The sequence below is a fragment of the Actinospica acidithermotolerans genome (genome assembly GCF_018139625.1).
Classification (GTDB): domain Bacteria; phylum Actinomycetota; class Actinomycetes; order Streptomycetales; family Catenulisporaceae; genus Actinospica; species Actinospica acidithermotolerans.
Genome location: NZ_JAGSOH010000092.1, coordinates 1 through 14,337 on the forward strand (window position 1 = coordinate 1; position 14,337 = coordinate 14,337).

At 70.5% G+C, this 14,337-nt stretch carries 14 protein-coding genes; 12 read left to right on the top strand and 2 right to left on the bottom strand.

Translation table 11 applies throughout. The features are described 5' to 3' along the window. Together KDK95_RS25070 and KDK95_RS25075 are read right to left on the bottom strand one after the other, a co-directional pair. The coding region (locus tag KDK95_RS25070; RefSeq protein WP_212520763.1) for an IS3 family transposase at positions 1 to 760 on the bottom strand (760 nt) is incomplete at its 3' end. Continuing rightward, a complete protein-coding gene (locus KDK95_RS25075; RefSeq protein WP_212520740.1) occupies positions 757 to 1,056 on the bottom strand; it encodes a transposase in 300 nt (99 codons plus the stop codon). The genes KDK95_RS25070 and KDK95_RS25075, both read right to left, overlap by 4 nt. Between KDK95_RS25075 and KDK95_RS25080 the strand changes: the two genes are divergently transcribed. The 12 genes from KDK95_RS25080 (at position 1,055) to KDK95_RS25135 (ending at position 14,306) form a co-directional block, all read left to right on the top strand. Further along, complete coding sequence (locus tag KDK95_RS25080) at positions 1,055 to 1,678, top strand: polysaccharide lyase family 7 protein (RefSeq protein ID WP_212520741.1); 624 nt, start codon at positions 1,055 to 1,057, stop codon at positions 1,676 to 1,678. The genes KDK95_RS25075 and KDK95_RS25080 overlap by 2 nt on opposite strands. Positions 1,679 to 1,813: 135 nt before the next feature. Then, positions 1,814 to 2,626 (top strand): GntR family transcriptional regulator, encoded by an 813-nt coding sequence (locus tag KDK95_RS25085; protein ID WP_212520742.1) that lies wholly within the window; start codon positions 1,814 to 1,816, stop codon positions 2,624 to 2,626. 67 nt (positions 2,627 to 2,693) lie between these two features. Then, the gene (locus KDK95_RS25090; protein WP_212520743.1) at positions 2,694 to 4,310 is read left to right on the top strand and encodes a glycosyl hydrolase family 18 protein; all 1,617 of its coding nucleotides are present in this window, start codon (positions 2,694 to 2,696) and stop codon (positions 4,308 to 4,310) included. A 551-nt stretch (positions 4,311 to 4,861) separates the two neighbouring features. Continuing rightward, positions 4,862 to 6,784: a molecular chaperone DnaK gene (gene dnaK, locus KDK95_RS25095; protein ID WP_212520764.1), complete on the top strand. Its 1,923-nt coding sequence runs from the start codon at positions 4,862 to 4,864 to the stop codon at positions 6,782 to 6,784. Between the two features lie 9 nt (positions 6,785 to 6,793). Next, positions 6,794 to 7,312, top strand: a complete 519-nt coding sequence (locus KDK95_RS25100; RefSeq protein WP_212520744.1) for a nucleotide exchange factor GrpE — start codon at positions 6,794 to 6,796, stop codon at positions 7,310 to 7,312. A 6-nt stretch (positions 7,313 to 7,318) separates the two neighbouring features. Next, on the top strand, positions 7,319 to 8,278 hold the full coding sequence (locus tag KDK95_RS37885; protein WP_212520745.1) for a DnaJ C-terminal domain-containing protein: 960 nt from the start codon (positions 7,319 to 7,321) through the stop codon (positions 8,276 to 8,278). Then, positions 8,275 to 8,637, top strand: coding sequence for a chaperone modulator CbpM (locus KDK95_RS25110; protein WP_212520746.1), 363 nt, complete (start codon positions 8,275 to 8,277; stop codon positions 8,635 to 8,637). Before KDK95_RS37885 ends, KDK95_RS25110 begins: the two co-directional genes overlap by 4 nt. A gap of 11 nt (positions 8,638 to 8,648) precedes the next feature. After that, on the top strand, positions 8,649 to 11,324 hold the full coding sequence (clpB, locus tag KDK95_RS25115; protein ID WP_212520747.1) for an ATP-dependent chaperone ClpB: 2,676 nt from the start codon (positions 8,649 to 8,651) through the stop codon (positions 11,322 to 11,324). After that, the gene (gene trxA, locus KDK95_RS25120; RefSeq protein ID WP_212520748.1) at positions 11,321 to 11,782 is read left to right on the top strand and encodes a thioredoxin; all 462 of its coding nucleotides are present in this window, start codon (positions 11,321 to 11,323) and stop codon (positions 11,780 to 11,782) included. The genes clpB and trxA overlap by 4 nt, the downstream gene beginning before the upstream one ends. A gap of 29 nt (positions 11,783 to 11,811) precedes the next feature. Then, positions 11,812 to 12,081 carry a UBP-type zinc finger domain-containing protein gene (locus KDK95_RS25125; RefSeq protein ID WP_212520749.1) on the top strand — a complete coding sequence of 90 codons (270 nt, stop codon included), beginning with the start codon at positions 11,812 to 11,814 and terminating at the stop codon, positions 12,079 to 12,081. Further along, positions 12,059 to 13,801 (top strand): FAD-dependent oxidoreductase, encoded by a 1,743-nt coding sequence (locus tag KDK95_RS25130; protein WP_372463384.1) that lies wholly within the window; start codon positions 12,059 to 12,061, stop codon positions 13,799 to 13,801. Before KDK95_RS25125 ends, KDK95_RS25130 begins: the two co-directional genes overlap by 23 nt. Positions 13,802 to 13,856: 55 nt before the next feature. After that, on the top strand, positions 13,857 to 14,306 hold the full coding sequence (locus tag KDK95_RS25135) for a DUF1931 family protein (protein ID WP_212520751.1): 450 nt from the start codon (positions 13,857 to 13,859) through the stop codon (positions 14,304 to 14,306). Positions 14,307 to 14,337 lie beyond the last annotated feature (31 nt).

Genomic DNA, 14,337 nt, shown 5'->3' on the forward strand with positions numbered 1-14,337 from the left:
GCCCGCAACGCCCGATCCGCCGCCCACTGCCGCCGACCACCAGCTCGCCCCTCCGGCACGTCCTTCGCCTCACGACCCACCGCACACCTCCAGAATCGAGGTGTTGCGACGACCGATTGAATCCGCCTTCCGAGCCCCTGTCGGAGTGGAAGATCACTCCGGTGACGTCGCCGCCGCGGGCCGCGACCGCCGCGGCCAGGGCGTCGCGCACGAGCTCGGCGCGGTGGTGGTCGGCGATCGACCAGCCGATCAGGCGCCCGGAGAACAGGTCGATCACGGTCGCGAGGTACATGAACCCTGATTCACCGGTCGGTATGTACGTGATGTCCCCGCACCACTTCACGTTCGGCGCACTCGCTTCGAAGTCGCGTCGGAGCAGGTCCGGGGCGGGCGGGGCGGTCTTGTCCTGCTTCGTCAGGCAGCGTCGCCGGCGCTGGTGGCGGCCTTCGATCCCGGCCTGGCGCATCAATCGCGCGACCTTCTTGTGGTTGACCGGCCCCGCACCCGCCTCGGCGAGGTCCAAGGCGACGCGCTTGGCCCCGTATGTGCACCTCGAACTCTGGTGGATCTCGCGGATCCGGCTGGTCAGTACCTGGTCCTCGGCCGCCTTGGCGGCGCGGGCGGGCGCGGAGGCCTTCCAGGTGTAGTACGAGCCGCGCTTGACGTTGACCGCGCCGCACAGACGCGTGACGGCATGCCGCTGATCGTCCGGAAGCTCGGACGAGGAGTGGGCGGAGACGAAACGGTAGCGGCAGCTCAGCGATTCATCTCCCTGGCAAAATACTGGGTGGCCTTGCGCAGGATCTCCTTCTCCTCCTCAAGCACCTTCACCCTGCGGCGCAGCCGCGCGAGCTCCTCGCGCTCGGCCGCCGTGAGCCCGCCGGCGGCCAGGCTCGCCGCCTCCTTCTCGCTCCGGCGCACCCAGGAGCGCAGCGTCTCCCGGTTCAGCCCCAGCTCCGAGGCCACCTCGTTGATCGAACGGGGCGGGGTGGATTCCAGCACCAGTCGCACCGCGTCAGCGCGGAACTCCTCAGAGTAGGGAGACGGCCTTCCCATGACACTGCACCTCTTCCTCACGGATCTCGCAAGATCCAAGTATCAAGGTGTCTGCAGTCACGGGGTCACCCCACTGACCCGCACGTCCAGCGGAGCACTGCAGTTCTGGGCACCGGAAGGTGCAGCCACGACCGCGCACTCTCTGCACGCGCGCACTGAGCTCGAATCCGCGACCAAGTACAGCGTTAGCACCCAACGCCATTCGCTCAATGCCACTTTGCAGATCCTGCAGCTGCCGAAGAGCAACCCTGAGATATGCGTCGCCCAGTTGCACGCGGTCGGCAGCGGAGGCTCGAATCCCTTCGTCATGGTCGACTACAAGTCCGGCAAGCTCTACGTGATGGTCGCCTCCGGCACGAGCGCTCAGGCGAGCTTCTACACGCTGCTCACGAACGTGGCGGTAGGCGCAACCTTCACCTACCGCATCTCCGACAACGGCAACGGCACGCTGACGCTGGCGGCCACCTCGGGCAGCCAGAGCATGTCGTACACCGTCGCGATCCCGAAAGTGCTGCGCGGGGTCTCAGGGCACTTCTCCGCCGGCGACTATGAGCAGGGCACGGTCAGTGAGGGCACCAACGACGGCGGGAAGGTGCTTTTCACAGCGCTCACACAGAGCTGATCAGCGGCGGCGTCAGGGCTTCGTTCTTACCAATTCTCAACTGGTCAGGTCTGGCTATTGACCAGTCGCGCTCGGGCGTGCGAGATTGTGCCGCATGAGCTCGTCGACTGGTAAGAACATTGCGAGAGCGGTCATATGACCAGTGAGCGCCGGGAGGGCGCGCCGCTGAAGCGGGAGCGTATCCGTGAGCACCTGCTCGATCTGATCGACTCCCTCGATGTGGGCGCCACGATTCCCTCCGAACGCCAGCTGTGCGAGACGCTCGGGGTCTCCCGGCCGACGGTGCGCTCCGCCGTGGACGGGCTGGTTCGCGACGGATTCCTCGTGCGCCGCCACGGTGCCGGAATGTTCGTGGCCGAACCGAAGATCGTCCAGGAACTAGGACCGGACAACTCCGCCCGGCTGGCACCCGGGACCGTCGGCGGAGCCTGGTCCACGCGCACCCTCGAATTCACCCGGACCAGCGCCGGCGCCAGAATCGGGCGTCGGCTGCGGGTCTCGCCGGCCGACCCGGTCCTGCACATCACCCGCCTGCGCCTGGTCGACGCAGCCCCGGTCGCCGTCGACGCGCTCTGCGTGCCCGCACGGCTCGTTCCCGGGCTTCAGCCCGGCGATCTGCAGCAGCACTCGTTCTATGAACTGCTGGCCGATCGCTACGGCATCGAAGTGGACACCGCCGAGCAGAGCATCGAGCCCACGGTCACCGACGAGGAGGAGTCGGCACTCCTGCTGGTGCCCGTGCACTCCCCCGCCCTGCTGTTCGAGCGTGTCACCGAGGATGCCGAGGGCACCGTGGTGGAGTTCACGCGGTCCGTCTACCGCGGCGACCGCTATCGCATCCTGACCCGCTTGAGGCTCGCCGACCGCGGCCTGTGCCGGAGCGACACCTCCGGCGGCGCGCTTTCCGGCGAGTGGTCGGCCACCGACCGCTACCTCGCTCAAGACTGACCAACCCGCATCGCCTGCTCGTCGGAACGACCGATACCCACGCCCCGACAAAGTAAGTGAGAACCGTATGCCCACCAGCAATGAGCCGAGTCCCTCGACCCGCGGATCCGCGGATCCGTCACGACCGCGACGGCCCCGGCACGCGCGCGCGATCCTCGCGACGGCTGCCGCTCTGGGCCTCAGCGCGGGCGCGGCGGTGATCGGCGCCAACCAGGCCGATGCCACTCCGCCCAACGCGCACCTCGCGGCGGCGCATCCCGCCGGCGCCTCCGCCCACAACGCCATCGTGCAATTCCAGGAATGGCTCTACCCCTCCACGGCCGGATCGAACGCCTGCACCGCCGCCGCCGAATACAGCGACGGCCGAGTGCAGAACGGCTCTCTCAAGGCGGAGTACTGGGACATCGACGAGAACGGCGACGCGACCGAGGACCTCGCGAGCAATCCAGACGATGCGTGCAACGGCTACAGCGCGGCCAACGCCGCGAGCGTCAAGGCCCACTCGGCGCAGCAGTACATGACCGTCTCCCTCAGCGACCTCGCGTCCGAAGAACACCTCACCGGCAGTACCGCCAAGAGCGCCGCCGCGATAGCCACGCTCGTGAACTTCACCGAGAAGATCGGGTTCACCGGCATCGACATCGACTTCGAGAACTACTGGGGATGGGTCGGCCCCGACCAGGCGAACTACTACAGGTTCCTCACGAACCTCGCCACCGCGCTGCACGCGGACGGCCTCCAGCTCCAGGTCGAGGGCCCGCCGGACGACGGCACCGGATTCAACTACGGCACCGTGCTCGCCGACGGAGCAGACCAGGTCGTCATGATGGACTACGACGACGAGTACCAGAAGCCCGCCGGCAGCACCTGCCTGGCGTTCTCGCCCTTCACTTGGAGCAAGCAACTGATCATCGGCGCCCTGGCACAGATCCCGGCCGGGGAGCACGACCGGTTCGTCGTGGGCCTGCCCTCGGAGGCGTACACCGCCCCCGACCCGTGCGACACCGACAAGGTCGTCGGGAACCTGTCCTACGCCGACATGCAGGGCGAGCCCGGCTTCTCCACCAGCTCCGCCACCATAGCGGCGCGCCGCGATCCCGGCTCCGGCGAGATCCGCTGGAACTCCGGCGGCACCACCTACGACTACAACGACTCCACCGCGCTGGACACCAAACTCGCCCTCGTGGAAAGCCTCGGCGTCACCCACATCTCGGTATGGGTCCTCGGCGGCGCCAACGCCTGGTTCTCCGCCGCCGGAGCGCAAGGCACGAGTTCGAGCGTGGACGCCGCCGCCTCCGGCAACACGCTCACCGGCCGGGCAGCCGCCGTGACCTGCTCGGCCTGTTCCGGAGGCGCCCGGGTCGGCTACCTCGGCACCAATTCGGCCGGCACACACTCCGCGCTGACCTTCAACGGCGTGCGCGCCGCCACGGCCGGCACCTACGAGGTGCTGTTCGAGTACTGCGACGGATCCTCGACCGCGCGCAACGCCGCCATCTCCGTCAACGGCGGTTCGCCGGTGACCGTGTCGTTCCCGCCGACCGGAGGCTTCGGCACGCCGGGCACGATCGAGGTGCCGCTGAACCTGGCCTCCGGAACCAACTCCGTGACCGTAGGCAACCCGACCTCCGCCGCGCCCGACTTCAGCGAGGTCATCGTTCCGTCCGCACCGGCCGCGGACTGAACACGGCATGAGCCGAAGCATTCCGGTGCACCGCCCTCATCAGGACGTGCACGTAGGTCTGCTGCTCATCGGACGGCGGGCCCCAGTCCAGGGGCGGTAGGTAGCCCGGCCCCGCTCGGCCCCGCTCGGCTCGGTGGTGAGGGGCGTGAGCGGGGCTTCCACCGCTGCTGTCGCCCTGGCCGCCGAGCTCGTTCCCCGGTCTGGACGACCGGGTCGAGCACATAATTCACCCGAATGGAGTACGAAATAACCGCGAAATCGGCGCATATCGCCGCTCTTAGCGGGAACCCGGGCCTCGCACGCGTGATCGCCGCGTTGAGGGTGATCCGCGTGTGATACGACTGAGCGAGAGGGATTCACCCCCGTTGTGAGACGGATTCACCTCCGTTCAGATCTAGCAGCCGTCTCGTCCGGTGATCGCGTACGGAACCAGCATTCATGCGGTCACGCGTCACATCCATTGCTCGCAAGCATTCTCACGCTACGGCGGCGTGTCAGCGGATTACCCAGGTGTGAGCCCCATGCCGCCGACGCTCGACTGGGAGCAGCTCATGGCGAAGGCAGTAGGCATAGACCTTGGAACCACCAATTCCGTGATCGCGGCTTGGGAGGGCGGTGAGCCGGCGGTCGTCCCGAACGCCGAGGGCTCGCGGACCACTCCGTCCGTCGTCGCCTTCACCGACACCGGGGAGCGCCTGGTCGGGCAGCTGGCGCGGCGTCAGGCGATCCTCAACCCGAAGGGCACGATCTACTCCGCCAAGCGGTTCATCGGACGCCGCTTCGACGAGGTGTCGGACGAGGCCAAGGCGGTCGGGTTCGATGTGGTGGAAGGGCCTGGCGGGGTCGCGCGCTTCGAGGTGCGCGGCAAGCAGTACGCGCCCGAGGAGATCAGCGCGCAGGTGCTGCGCAAGCTGGCGGAGGACGCCTCGAAGTCGCTCGGCGAACGCGTGACCGAGGCGGTCATCACCGTTCCCGCCTACTTCAACGACGCCCAGCGCACGGCCACGAAGGACGCCGGCAAGATCGCCGGGCTGGAAGTCCTGCGGATCATCAACGAGCCCACCGCCGCGGCGCTGGCCTACGGCCTGGACAAGAAGGGGCACGAGACGGTCCTGGTGTTCGACCTGGGCGGCGGCACCTTCGACGTGAGCCTGCTGGATGTGGGCGACGGAGTGGTCGAGGTGCGCTCCACCGCGGGCGACACCCACCTGGGCGGCGACGACTTCGACCGCAGGCTGGTGGACCACCTGGCCGACGGCTTCCAGCGGGAGAACGGCATCGACCTGCGTTCCGATCCGCAGGCCCTGCAGCGGCTGTTCGAGGCGGCGGAGAAGGCCAAGACCGAGCTGAGCTCGGTCACCCAGACCCAGGTCAGCCTGCCGTTCATCACCGCCGACGCGTCCGGCCCGAAGCACCTGACCGAGACCGTGCGCCGCTCGACCTTCGAGCAGCTGACCGGCGATCTGGTGGAGCGCTGCCTCGGTCCGGTCCGCCAGGCGATGGAGGACGCGAAGGTGACGGGGGACGACATCGACGAGGTCATCCTGGTCGGCGGTTCCACCCGCATCCCCGCTGTGCAGGCCCTGGTCAAGCGGCTGACCGGAGGCAAAGAGCCGAATATGAGCGTCAACCCGGACGAGGTGGTGGCGCTCGGCGCCGCCGTGCAGGCCGGCGTGCTCAAGGGCGAGGTCAAGGACGTGCTGCTGCTCGACGTCACGCCGCTCTCGCTCGGTGTCGAGACGCGGGGCGGAGTCATGACGAAGATCATCGAGCGCAACACGACCATCCCGGTGCGCCGCTCCGAGGTGTTCTCCACCGCGGAGGACAACCAGCCGGCCGTGGACGTCGTCGTGCTGCAGGGCGAGCGCGAGCGGGCCGCGGACAACCGGGTGCTCGGCCGCTTCCGGCTGGAGAACATCCGCCCCGCGCCGCGCGGCGAGCCGCAGATCGAGGTCACCTTCGACATCGACGCGAACGGGATCCTCAACGTCAGCGCCAAGGACCAGGCCACCGGCGCCCAGCAGGGCATCACGATCAGCGAGGGGTCGAACCTCGACCGCTCCGAGGTCGAGCGCATGGTCGCCGAGGCCGAGCGCAACCGGGACCAGGACCGCTCGCTGCGGCAGGAGGTGGACGCCCGCAACGAACTCGACTCGATCGCCTACCAGGTCGAGCGGAGGCTCGGTGAACTCGGCGACGCGGCGCCGCAGCACGAGCGGGCCAGGGCGGACCTGCTGGTCTCGGACGCGCGCTCGGCCGTCAAGGACGAGGCACCGCTCGACCGGGTGCGGGAGCTGACCGCCGAACTCCAGCAGGTCTACCAGGCGCTGGCGGCGCACCAGGCCGGTTCGGCCGGTTCCGCCGGACCCTCGGCACAGGCCGGGCCAGGTCCGGCGAACGGCTCGGCTCCCGGCGCGGAAGGCTCCGGCTCAGCCGACGACGACGTCATCGACGCCGACTTCGACGCGAGCTGAGGCGGCGCCATGTCAGAGCACGACATGACGTTCGAGAACCAGGGCGGCGAGGGCCGGCCGGCGGAACCGGACCGGCCGGAAGAGCCCGAACATCTCAGACTGATCGCCGAGATCGAGGACAAGTGGCGGCGCGCGCTCGCGGACCTGGACAACGCCCGCAAGCGGCACGCCCGCGAGCTCGCGCACCAGGCCGAGGCGGAACGGCGGCGGGTGTGCCTGGCCTGGCTGCCCGTCGTGGACAACCTCGAACTCGCCATCGAACACGCCGGCGACCGGGACGACCCGCTGGTGCACGGCCTGCGGGCGGTGCGCGATCAGGCGGTGGCGCTGCTCCAGTCCCTCGGCTTCCCCCGGCACGACGAGACCGGCGTCCCCTTCGACCCGCTGCGGCACGACGTGGCCGGCGTGGTCGACGACCCGGCCGTCGAGCCGGGGACGGTCGTCACCGTGCTGCGCCCCGGCTACGGCGACCCGCCGGATCGGCAGCTGCGTCCGGCGGCCGTGCTGGTCAGCCGCAAGCAGGAGTGATCCGCCGTGGCCCGTGACTACTACGAGGTGCTCGGGGTCGGGCGCGAGGCGAGCGCCGAGGAGATCCAGCAGGCCTTCCGGAAGCTGGCCAGGCGCCACCATCCGGACGTGAACCGCGATCCGGCCGCGGAGGAGCGGTTCAAGGAGATCAACGAGGCGTACCAGGTGCTCTCGGATCCCAAGACCCGGCAGCGCTACGACCGGTTCGGCCCGGACTTCCGGAAGATCCCCGAGGACTACGACGAGCGGGTCGGCGCGGCGGCGGGCGGCGGCGCGGGCGGGTTCCGCGGCGGCGCTTTCCGGCGCGGCGGCGGCTTCCCCGGCGGCGTGCGCGTCGAGGACGTCTCCGGCGGCTTCGGCGCGGAAGGCGGGATCAACATCGAGGACCTGCTCGGCGGCATGTTCGGCGGCCGGTACGGCGGCGCGATGCCCGGCGCCGACCAGGAGGCCGAGCTGACGCTCAGCGTCGAGGAGGCTTACCGGGGCGGACGGCGCAGGATCTCGCTGGGCGAGGGTTCCGTCTCGCGCGACTACACGGTGACCATCCCGGCCGGGGTGACCGACGGACAGCGCATCCGGCTGGCCGGGCAGGGCGGTCGGGGCCGGGACGGCGCCGCCGCGGGCGATCTCTTCCTGGTCGTGCGGATCAAGCCGGACCGCCGGTATCGGCTCAGCGGCCGGGACATCACCGTGGATCTGCCGGTGACCCCGTGGGAGGCGGCGCTCGGCGCGAGCGTCCCGGTGGACGCTCCGGGCGGCACGGTGAAGGTCACCGTGCCGGCGGGCTCCTCGAGCGGCCGTCGGCTGCGGCTGCGCGGTCAGGGGATGCCCAACCCGAAGGGAACCCCCGGGGATCTGTACGCCGAGGTGCGCATCCTCGTACCGCCCTCGCCCACCGCCCGGGAGCGGGAGCTGTTCGAACAGCTCGCCGCCGCTTCGTCCTTCGATCCGAGGAAGCGGACATGAACCATCTGCCTTCGACCCCGCGACGGGTCGCGACCAGGGTGTCGGTCTCAGCGCGCTACCCGCTCGTCGCCGCGCCGCGGCCCGCCCGGGATCTGCTGTCCCTGGACGAGGTCGCCACCCGCTGCGGCGTGCACGCGCAGCTGATCTCCAGGCTCGTCACGCTCAGCGTGGTCGACGCGCGGCGTGACGCGCAGGGCCGGCTCTGGTTCGACCGCCGCGCCCCGCTGCTGATCGCGCGGGCACAACGGCTGCACGACGACCTCGGCCTCAACTACGCCGCACTCGGGCTCGTCCTCGACCTGCTCGACCGCATCGACCACCTGGAAGGCGCGCTGCGCCGCAGCGGGCACCCCGGCTAGGAGCACATCCCATGGATATGAACCAGCTCACCCAGAAGTCACAGGAGGCACTGCAGGAGGCGCAGACGCTGGCGGCCCGGCTCGGGCACACCGAGGTGGACGGCGAGCACCTGCTGGTCGCGCTTCTCGACCAGCCCGAGGGCCTGGTGGCCAGGCTGCTCGCGGCAGCCGACGCCGACGTCGAGGGACTGCACGCGGACCTGAGCGCGGACCTGGCCAAGCGCCCGCGCACCACCGGGCCCGGAGCCGGCCCGGGGCAGGTGATGGTCACTCAGCGGCTGGCCCGGCTGCTCGACGCGGCGGAGCGCGAGGCGAAGCGGCTCAAGGACGAGTACGTCTCGGTCGAGCACCTCGCCCTCGCCCTGATCGACGAGGGCAGCGCGACCTCCGCCGGACGGCGGCTCAAGGAGCGCCACGCCACCCGGGACGGGTTCCTCAGTGCCCTGACCCGGGTGCGCGGCAACCAGCGGGTCACCTCGGCCACCCCGGAGGGCGCCTACGAGGCGCTGGAGAAGTACGGGCGCGACCTGGTCGCCGAGGCGCGCGCGGACAAGCTCGACCCGGTCATCGGCCGCGACGGCGAGATCCGCCGGGTGATCCAGATCCTGAGCCGCAAGACCAAGAACAATCCCGTGCTGATCGGCGATCCCGGCGTCGGCAAGACCGCGATCGTCGAGGGCCTGGCCCAGCGCATCTGGCGCGGGGACGTGCCGGAAGGGCTGCGCGAGAAGACCGTCTTCGCGCTCGACATGGGTTCTCTGGTGGCCGGGGCCAAGTACCGCGGTGAGTTCGAGGAGCGGCTCAAGGCGGTGCTGGCCGAGGTCAAGGCCGCCGCGGGCGGCATCCTGCTGTTCATCGACGAGCTGCACACGGTGGTCGGCGCCGGGGCGGCCGAGGGCGCGATGGACGCCGGCAACATGCTCAAGCCGATGCTCGCGCGCGGCGAACTGCACATGATCGGCGCGACCACCCTCGACGAGTACCGCAAGCACATCGAGTCCGACGCGGCGCTGGAACGCCGCTTCCAGACCGTGCTGGTCGACGAGCCCTCGCTCGAGGACACGATCTCGATCCTGCGCGGACTGCGCGAGCGGCTCGAGGTCTTCCACGGCGTCAAGATCCAGGACACCGCGCTGGTGGCCGCCGCGACCCTCAGCCACCGGTACATCACCGACCGGTTCCTGCCGGACAAGGCGATCGACCTGGTGGACGAGGCGTGCGCCAGGTTGCGCACCGAGATCGACTCGATGCCGGCCGAACTCGACGAGCTCACCCGCCGGGTCACCCGGCTGGAGATCGAGGAGGCGGCCCTGGACAAGGAGAAGGACCGGGCCAGCCGGGACCGGCTCGAGGAGCTGCGCCGGGAGCTGGCCGACCTGCGCGCGCAGGCCTCGTCCAAGCGCGCCCAGTGGGACGCCGAGCGCCAGGGCATCCGGCGGGTCCAGGAGCTGCGCGAGACGCTCGAGCGCACCCGGGCGCAGGCCGAGCGGGCCGAGCGCGAGTACGACCTGAACCGGGCCGCCGAGCTGCGCTACGGCGAGATCGCAGAGCTCGAACGCAGGCTGGCCGCCGAGGAGCAGCAGCTGTCCGCGAAGCAGGGCGAGGCCCGGCTGCTGCGCGAGGTGGTCACCGAGGACGAGATCGCCGAGATCGTGGCCGCGTGGACCGGGATTCCGGTCTCCCGGCTGCAGGAGGGCGAGCGGGAGAAGCTGCTGCGGCTCGACGAGATCCTGCGCCAGCGGGTGATCGGCCAGGACGAGGCGGTGCAGCTGGTGGCCGACGCGGTGATCCGCTCCCGGTCCGGCATCCGCGACCCGCGCCGGCCGATCGGCTCGTTCATCTTCCTCGGACCCACCGGCGTCGGCAAGACGGAGCTGGCCAAGACGCTGGCCGAGGCGCTGTTCGACAGCGAGGAGAACATGGTCCGCCTCGACATGAGCGAATATCAGGAGCGGCACACGGTCAGCCGGCTGCTCGGCGCGCCTCCCGGCTACGTCGGCTACGAGGAGGGCGGTCAGCTGACCGAGGCGGTGCGCCGCAAGCCCTACTCGGTCGTGCTGTTCGACGAGGTGGAGAAGGCGCATGCGGACGTGTTCAACACCCTGCTCCAGGTGCTCGACGACGGCCGGATCACCGACGCGCAGGGCCGCACCGTCGACTTCCGCAACACCGTGATCATCATGACGTCCAACCTCGGCTCGAACCACCTGCTGCAGGACGCCACCGCCGACGGCGAGATCAAGCCGGACGTCAGGGACCTGATCATGGCGGAGCTGCGCGGGCACTTCCGCCCGGAGTTCCTCAACCGCGTCGACGACATCGTGATCTTCCACCCCCTCGACCTGCCGCAGATCGAACGCATCGTGGACCTGATGTTCGACGACCTGCGCCGGCGGCTCGCGGAGCGGCGCATCCTGCTGCGGCTCGACGAAGAGGGACGCCGGGTGATCGCCGAGCACGGCTTCGACCCCGTCTACGGCGCGCGGCCGCTGCGCCGGTTCATCTCGCACGAGGTGGAGACCAAGATCGGCCGTGCGCTGCTGTCCGAGGACGTGCCCGAGGGCACCACGATCGTCATCGGAGCGTACGGCGGCGAACTGTCCATCGCGTTCGAGGCGCCGTCCGCCGAGACCGACGTCGCCGGCGATGACACACCCCGCGCAGCTGCGGCGGGCGGCGCGCGATGAGCACGGCCGCGCGCGTCGTACGCTGCCCGAACTGCGGCAGGAAGAACCGCGTCCCCCCGACCGGCAGGGGCCGGCCGGACTGCGGGAACTGCCACAGTCCGCTGCCCTGGATCGCGGACGCCGACGACGAGACCTTCGGCGAAGTCGCCGAACGCGCGACGATCCCCGTCGTGGTGGACCTGTGGGCGACCTGGTGCGGGCCGTGCCGGATGGTCAGTCCCGCGCTGGAGAAGGTGGCCACGGACCTGGCCGGCACCATCAAGCTGGTGAAGGTCGACATCGACGCCTCGCCTCGTCTCGCCCAGCGCTTCGAGGTGATGGCCGTGCCCACCTTGATGGTGCTCGACCACGGCGAGATCCTCGCACGCCAAGCCGGAGCGGCGAACGCGCCGGTCCTGCACAACTGGATCACCGACGCACTGACACGCGGCTCGCGCCCGCGAACCGCGGCTTCGTAACCGATCCCGAACACTGAGGAGGCCCCCCCATGACCGCGCCGGCATACGATCCGCATCTGGCCCTCGTCCGGCCGAACGTGAAGCCCCGCACCGGGCTCGGCTGCGAGGAGTGCCTGCGCCTGGGGTCGCCGTGGGTGCACCTGCGCCTGTGCCTGACCTGCGGGCACGTCGGCTGCTGCGACTCATCGCCGCTCAAGCACGCCCGGGCGCACGCGGCCGAGTTCGGGCACCCGATCGTCGCTTCGCTGGAGCCCGGCGAGAACTGGCGCTGGTGCTATGTCGACGAGACGTACGTATGAGGCGCGCATGAACGCGAACGAGCCGAACGAGCCGACGCCGGCCGAGACCCCGGACGTCGAGGGCGCCTATCCGCGGCTGACCGACGCGCAGATCGCGGTATTCGAATCCTGCGGAAAGCGGCGGCGGGTGGCTGCCGGGGATCTGCTGTTCCGCGAGGGAGAGCCGACCGACGGATTCTTCGTCGTGCTCAGCGGCCTGGTCGGAATCGTCGAGGGGTACGGCGCGGACGACGAGCGCGTGGTGAGCGTGCACGGGCCCGGCCGCTTCCTCGGCGAGCTCGGGCTGCTCGAAGGGCAGGTGACGTTCCTGACCGCCGTGGTGCTCGAAGCGGGCGAGATGCTCGAGGTCCGGCGCGGCGAGCTGGCCAAGACGCTCTCGCGGGAGCCGGAGGTCGGCGACCTGATTCTGCGCGCCTACCTGAACCGGCGCGCGCTGCTGCTCGGGCAGGGCACCGGGTTCCGCATCATCGGCTCGGAGCACTCGCCCGACACCCGGCGCCTGCTGGCGTTCGCCGCGCGCAACCGGCTGCCGCACCACTGGATCGACCCGGAGCGCGAACCGCGCGCCGAGGCCCTGCTGCGCGGGGTCGGCGTGAGCGTCGAGCAGACCCCGGTCGTGCTCTGGGGCCGCGCCAACGTGCTGCGCAATCCGAGCAACGCGCAGCTCGCCGAGGCGATCGGACTGCGCAGCCCGACCCCGCGGGCGGTCGGCGACCTGCTGATCGTCGGTGCGGGGCCGGCCGGACTCGCGGCGGCCGTCTACGGGGCCTCGGAGGGGCTGCGCCCCACGGTGCTCGATCAGACCGCGACCGGCGGCCAGGCCGGAACTTCCTCGCGCATCGAGAACTACCTCGGCTTCCCCGCCGGGATCTCCGGCGAGCAACTGGCCGAGCGCGCGGTGATCCAGGCGATCCGCTTCGGCGCACGCGTCAACGTGCCGGCCGCCGCCTTGGCACTCGAACCTCGCGAAGACGGCCACTACGCGGTCCGGCTCGACGACGGCGGCGAGATCACCGCGCGCGCCGTGGTGGTCGCGACCGGTGCGCGCTACCGCAGGCTGGAGGTGCCGGGAGCGCGCGCCTTCGAGGGTCTCGGCATCCACTACGCGGCCACTGCCTGGGAGGCACGCCAATGCGGCTCCGACCAGGCGATGGTCGTGGGCGGCGGCAACTCCGCGGGGCAGGCGGCGGTGTTCCTCGCCCGCACCGCCGGCCGGGTCTTCCTGGTGGTCCGCGGGGACGAGCTCGGCAAGGACATGTCGAGGTACCTCGTCGACCGGGTCGAGGCCGACCGGCGGATCGAAGTGCTGCTGCGCCACGAGGTGCGCGCGGTGACGGGAGAGAGGGAACTCGAGGCCGCGGTGGTCGAGGATCGGCGCACCGGGAGCACGCGCACGATCCCCGTCGCCGCGCTGTTCGTGTTCATCGGCGCGCGGCCCGGCACGGAGTGGGCGGCCGGGGTGCTCGCGCTCGACGGCCACGGCGCGGTGCTGACCGGCCGCGACGCCGAGGCCGCGGCGTGCGCCGCCCCCGAGCGCTGGCGGCACCTCGACCGGGCGCCGATGGTGCTGGAGACCAGCTACCCGGGCGTGTTCGCCGTCGGCGACGCGCGCAGCGGCTCGATCAAGCGGGTGGCCTCGGCCGTGGGCGAGGGCGCCATGTCCATTCGGCTCGTGCACGAATACCTCAGGGAGGTGGGCGCGCCCGCGTCCGCCGCCTGACGAGCGGTCACAGGAGAGCAGAGCATTACCGAACAGCACAGAAGGGATGGACCCGATGCCCGTCATGGGAGCCATGAAGTTCGAGCGCCTCTTCCGCACCGCGGCCGGCCTCCGGATCGACAAGAACGACGTCAAGCGCTACGACGACTTCATCAACCGCAAGATCTACGACCTGTTCCTGATCGCCCAGGCCGCCGCGCGTGCGGACGGCCGGGACATCGTCGAGCCCTGGGACCTGCCCATCGGCAAGGGGCTGCAGGAGTGCATCCGCGCCTTCCGCGAGATCGACGAGGAGATCGAGCTCCAGCCCCTGCTCGACCGGCTCACGGCGGAACCGGCCGTCGACCTCGCCGCCTCCGAGCAGACGCGCGCCAGGCTGCCGCAGATCGCCGGCGGCCTCAGCGTCGCCCTCGCCCGCCTGTTCCGCGTGCTCGAACCCGAGCGCCACAATCCCGGCCCCGCGCAGTGGGAGAAAGCCGGGGAGATCATCGACCTGTTCCTGTGAATCGGTCCGCTGTCCCGCGATCCGCCCCTTC

Coding starts and splice junctions, on each gene's coding strand:
- KDK95_RS25090 (WP_212520743.1), top strand. CDS start 2,694: ATGCCCACCAGCAATGAGCCGAGTCCCTCGACCCGCGGATCCGCGGAT.
- dnaK (WP_212520764.1), top strand. CDS start 4,862: ATGGCGAAGGCAGTAGGCATAGACCTTGGAACCACCAATTCCGTGATC.
- KDK95_RS25085 (WP_212520742.1), top strand. CDS start 1,814: ATGACCAGTGAGCGCCGGGAGGGCGCGCCGCTGAAGCGGGAGCGTATC.
- KDK95_RS25135 (WP_212520751.1), top strand. CDS start 13,857: ATGCCCGTCATGGGAGCCATGAAGTTCGAGCGCCTCTTCCGCACCGCG.
- KDK95_RS25080 (WP_212520741.1), top strand. CDS start 1,055: ATGACACTGCACCTCTTCCTCACGGATCTCGCAAGATCCAAGTATCAA.
- KDK95_RS25110 (WP_212520746.1), top strand. CDS start 8,275: ATGAACCATCTGCCTTCGACCCCGCGACGGGTCGCGACCAGGGTGTCG.
- trxA (WP_212520748.1), top strand. CDS start 11,321: ATGAGCACGGCCGCGCGCGTCGTACGCTGCCCGAACTGCGGCAGGAAG.
- clpB (WP_212520747.1), top strand. CDS start 8,649: ATGGATATGAACCAGCTCACCCAGAAGTCACAGGAGGCACTGCAGGAG.
- KDK95_RS25125 (WP_212520749.1), top strand. CDS start 11,812: ATGACCGCGCCGGCATACGATCCGCATCTGGCCCTCGTCCGGCCGAAC.
- KDK95_RS25075 (WP_212520740.1), bottom strand. CDS start 1,056: ATGGGAAGGCCGTCTCCCTACTCTGAGGAGTTCCGCGCTGACGCGGTG.
- KDK95_RS25130 (WP_372463384.1), top strand. CDS start 12,059: ATGTCGACGAGACGTACGTATGAGGCGCGCATGAACGCGAACGAGCCG.
- KDK95_RS25100 (WP_212520744.1), top strand. CDS start 6,794: ATGTCAGAGCACGACATGACGTTCGAGAACCAGGGCGGCGAGGGCCGG.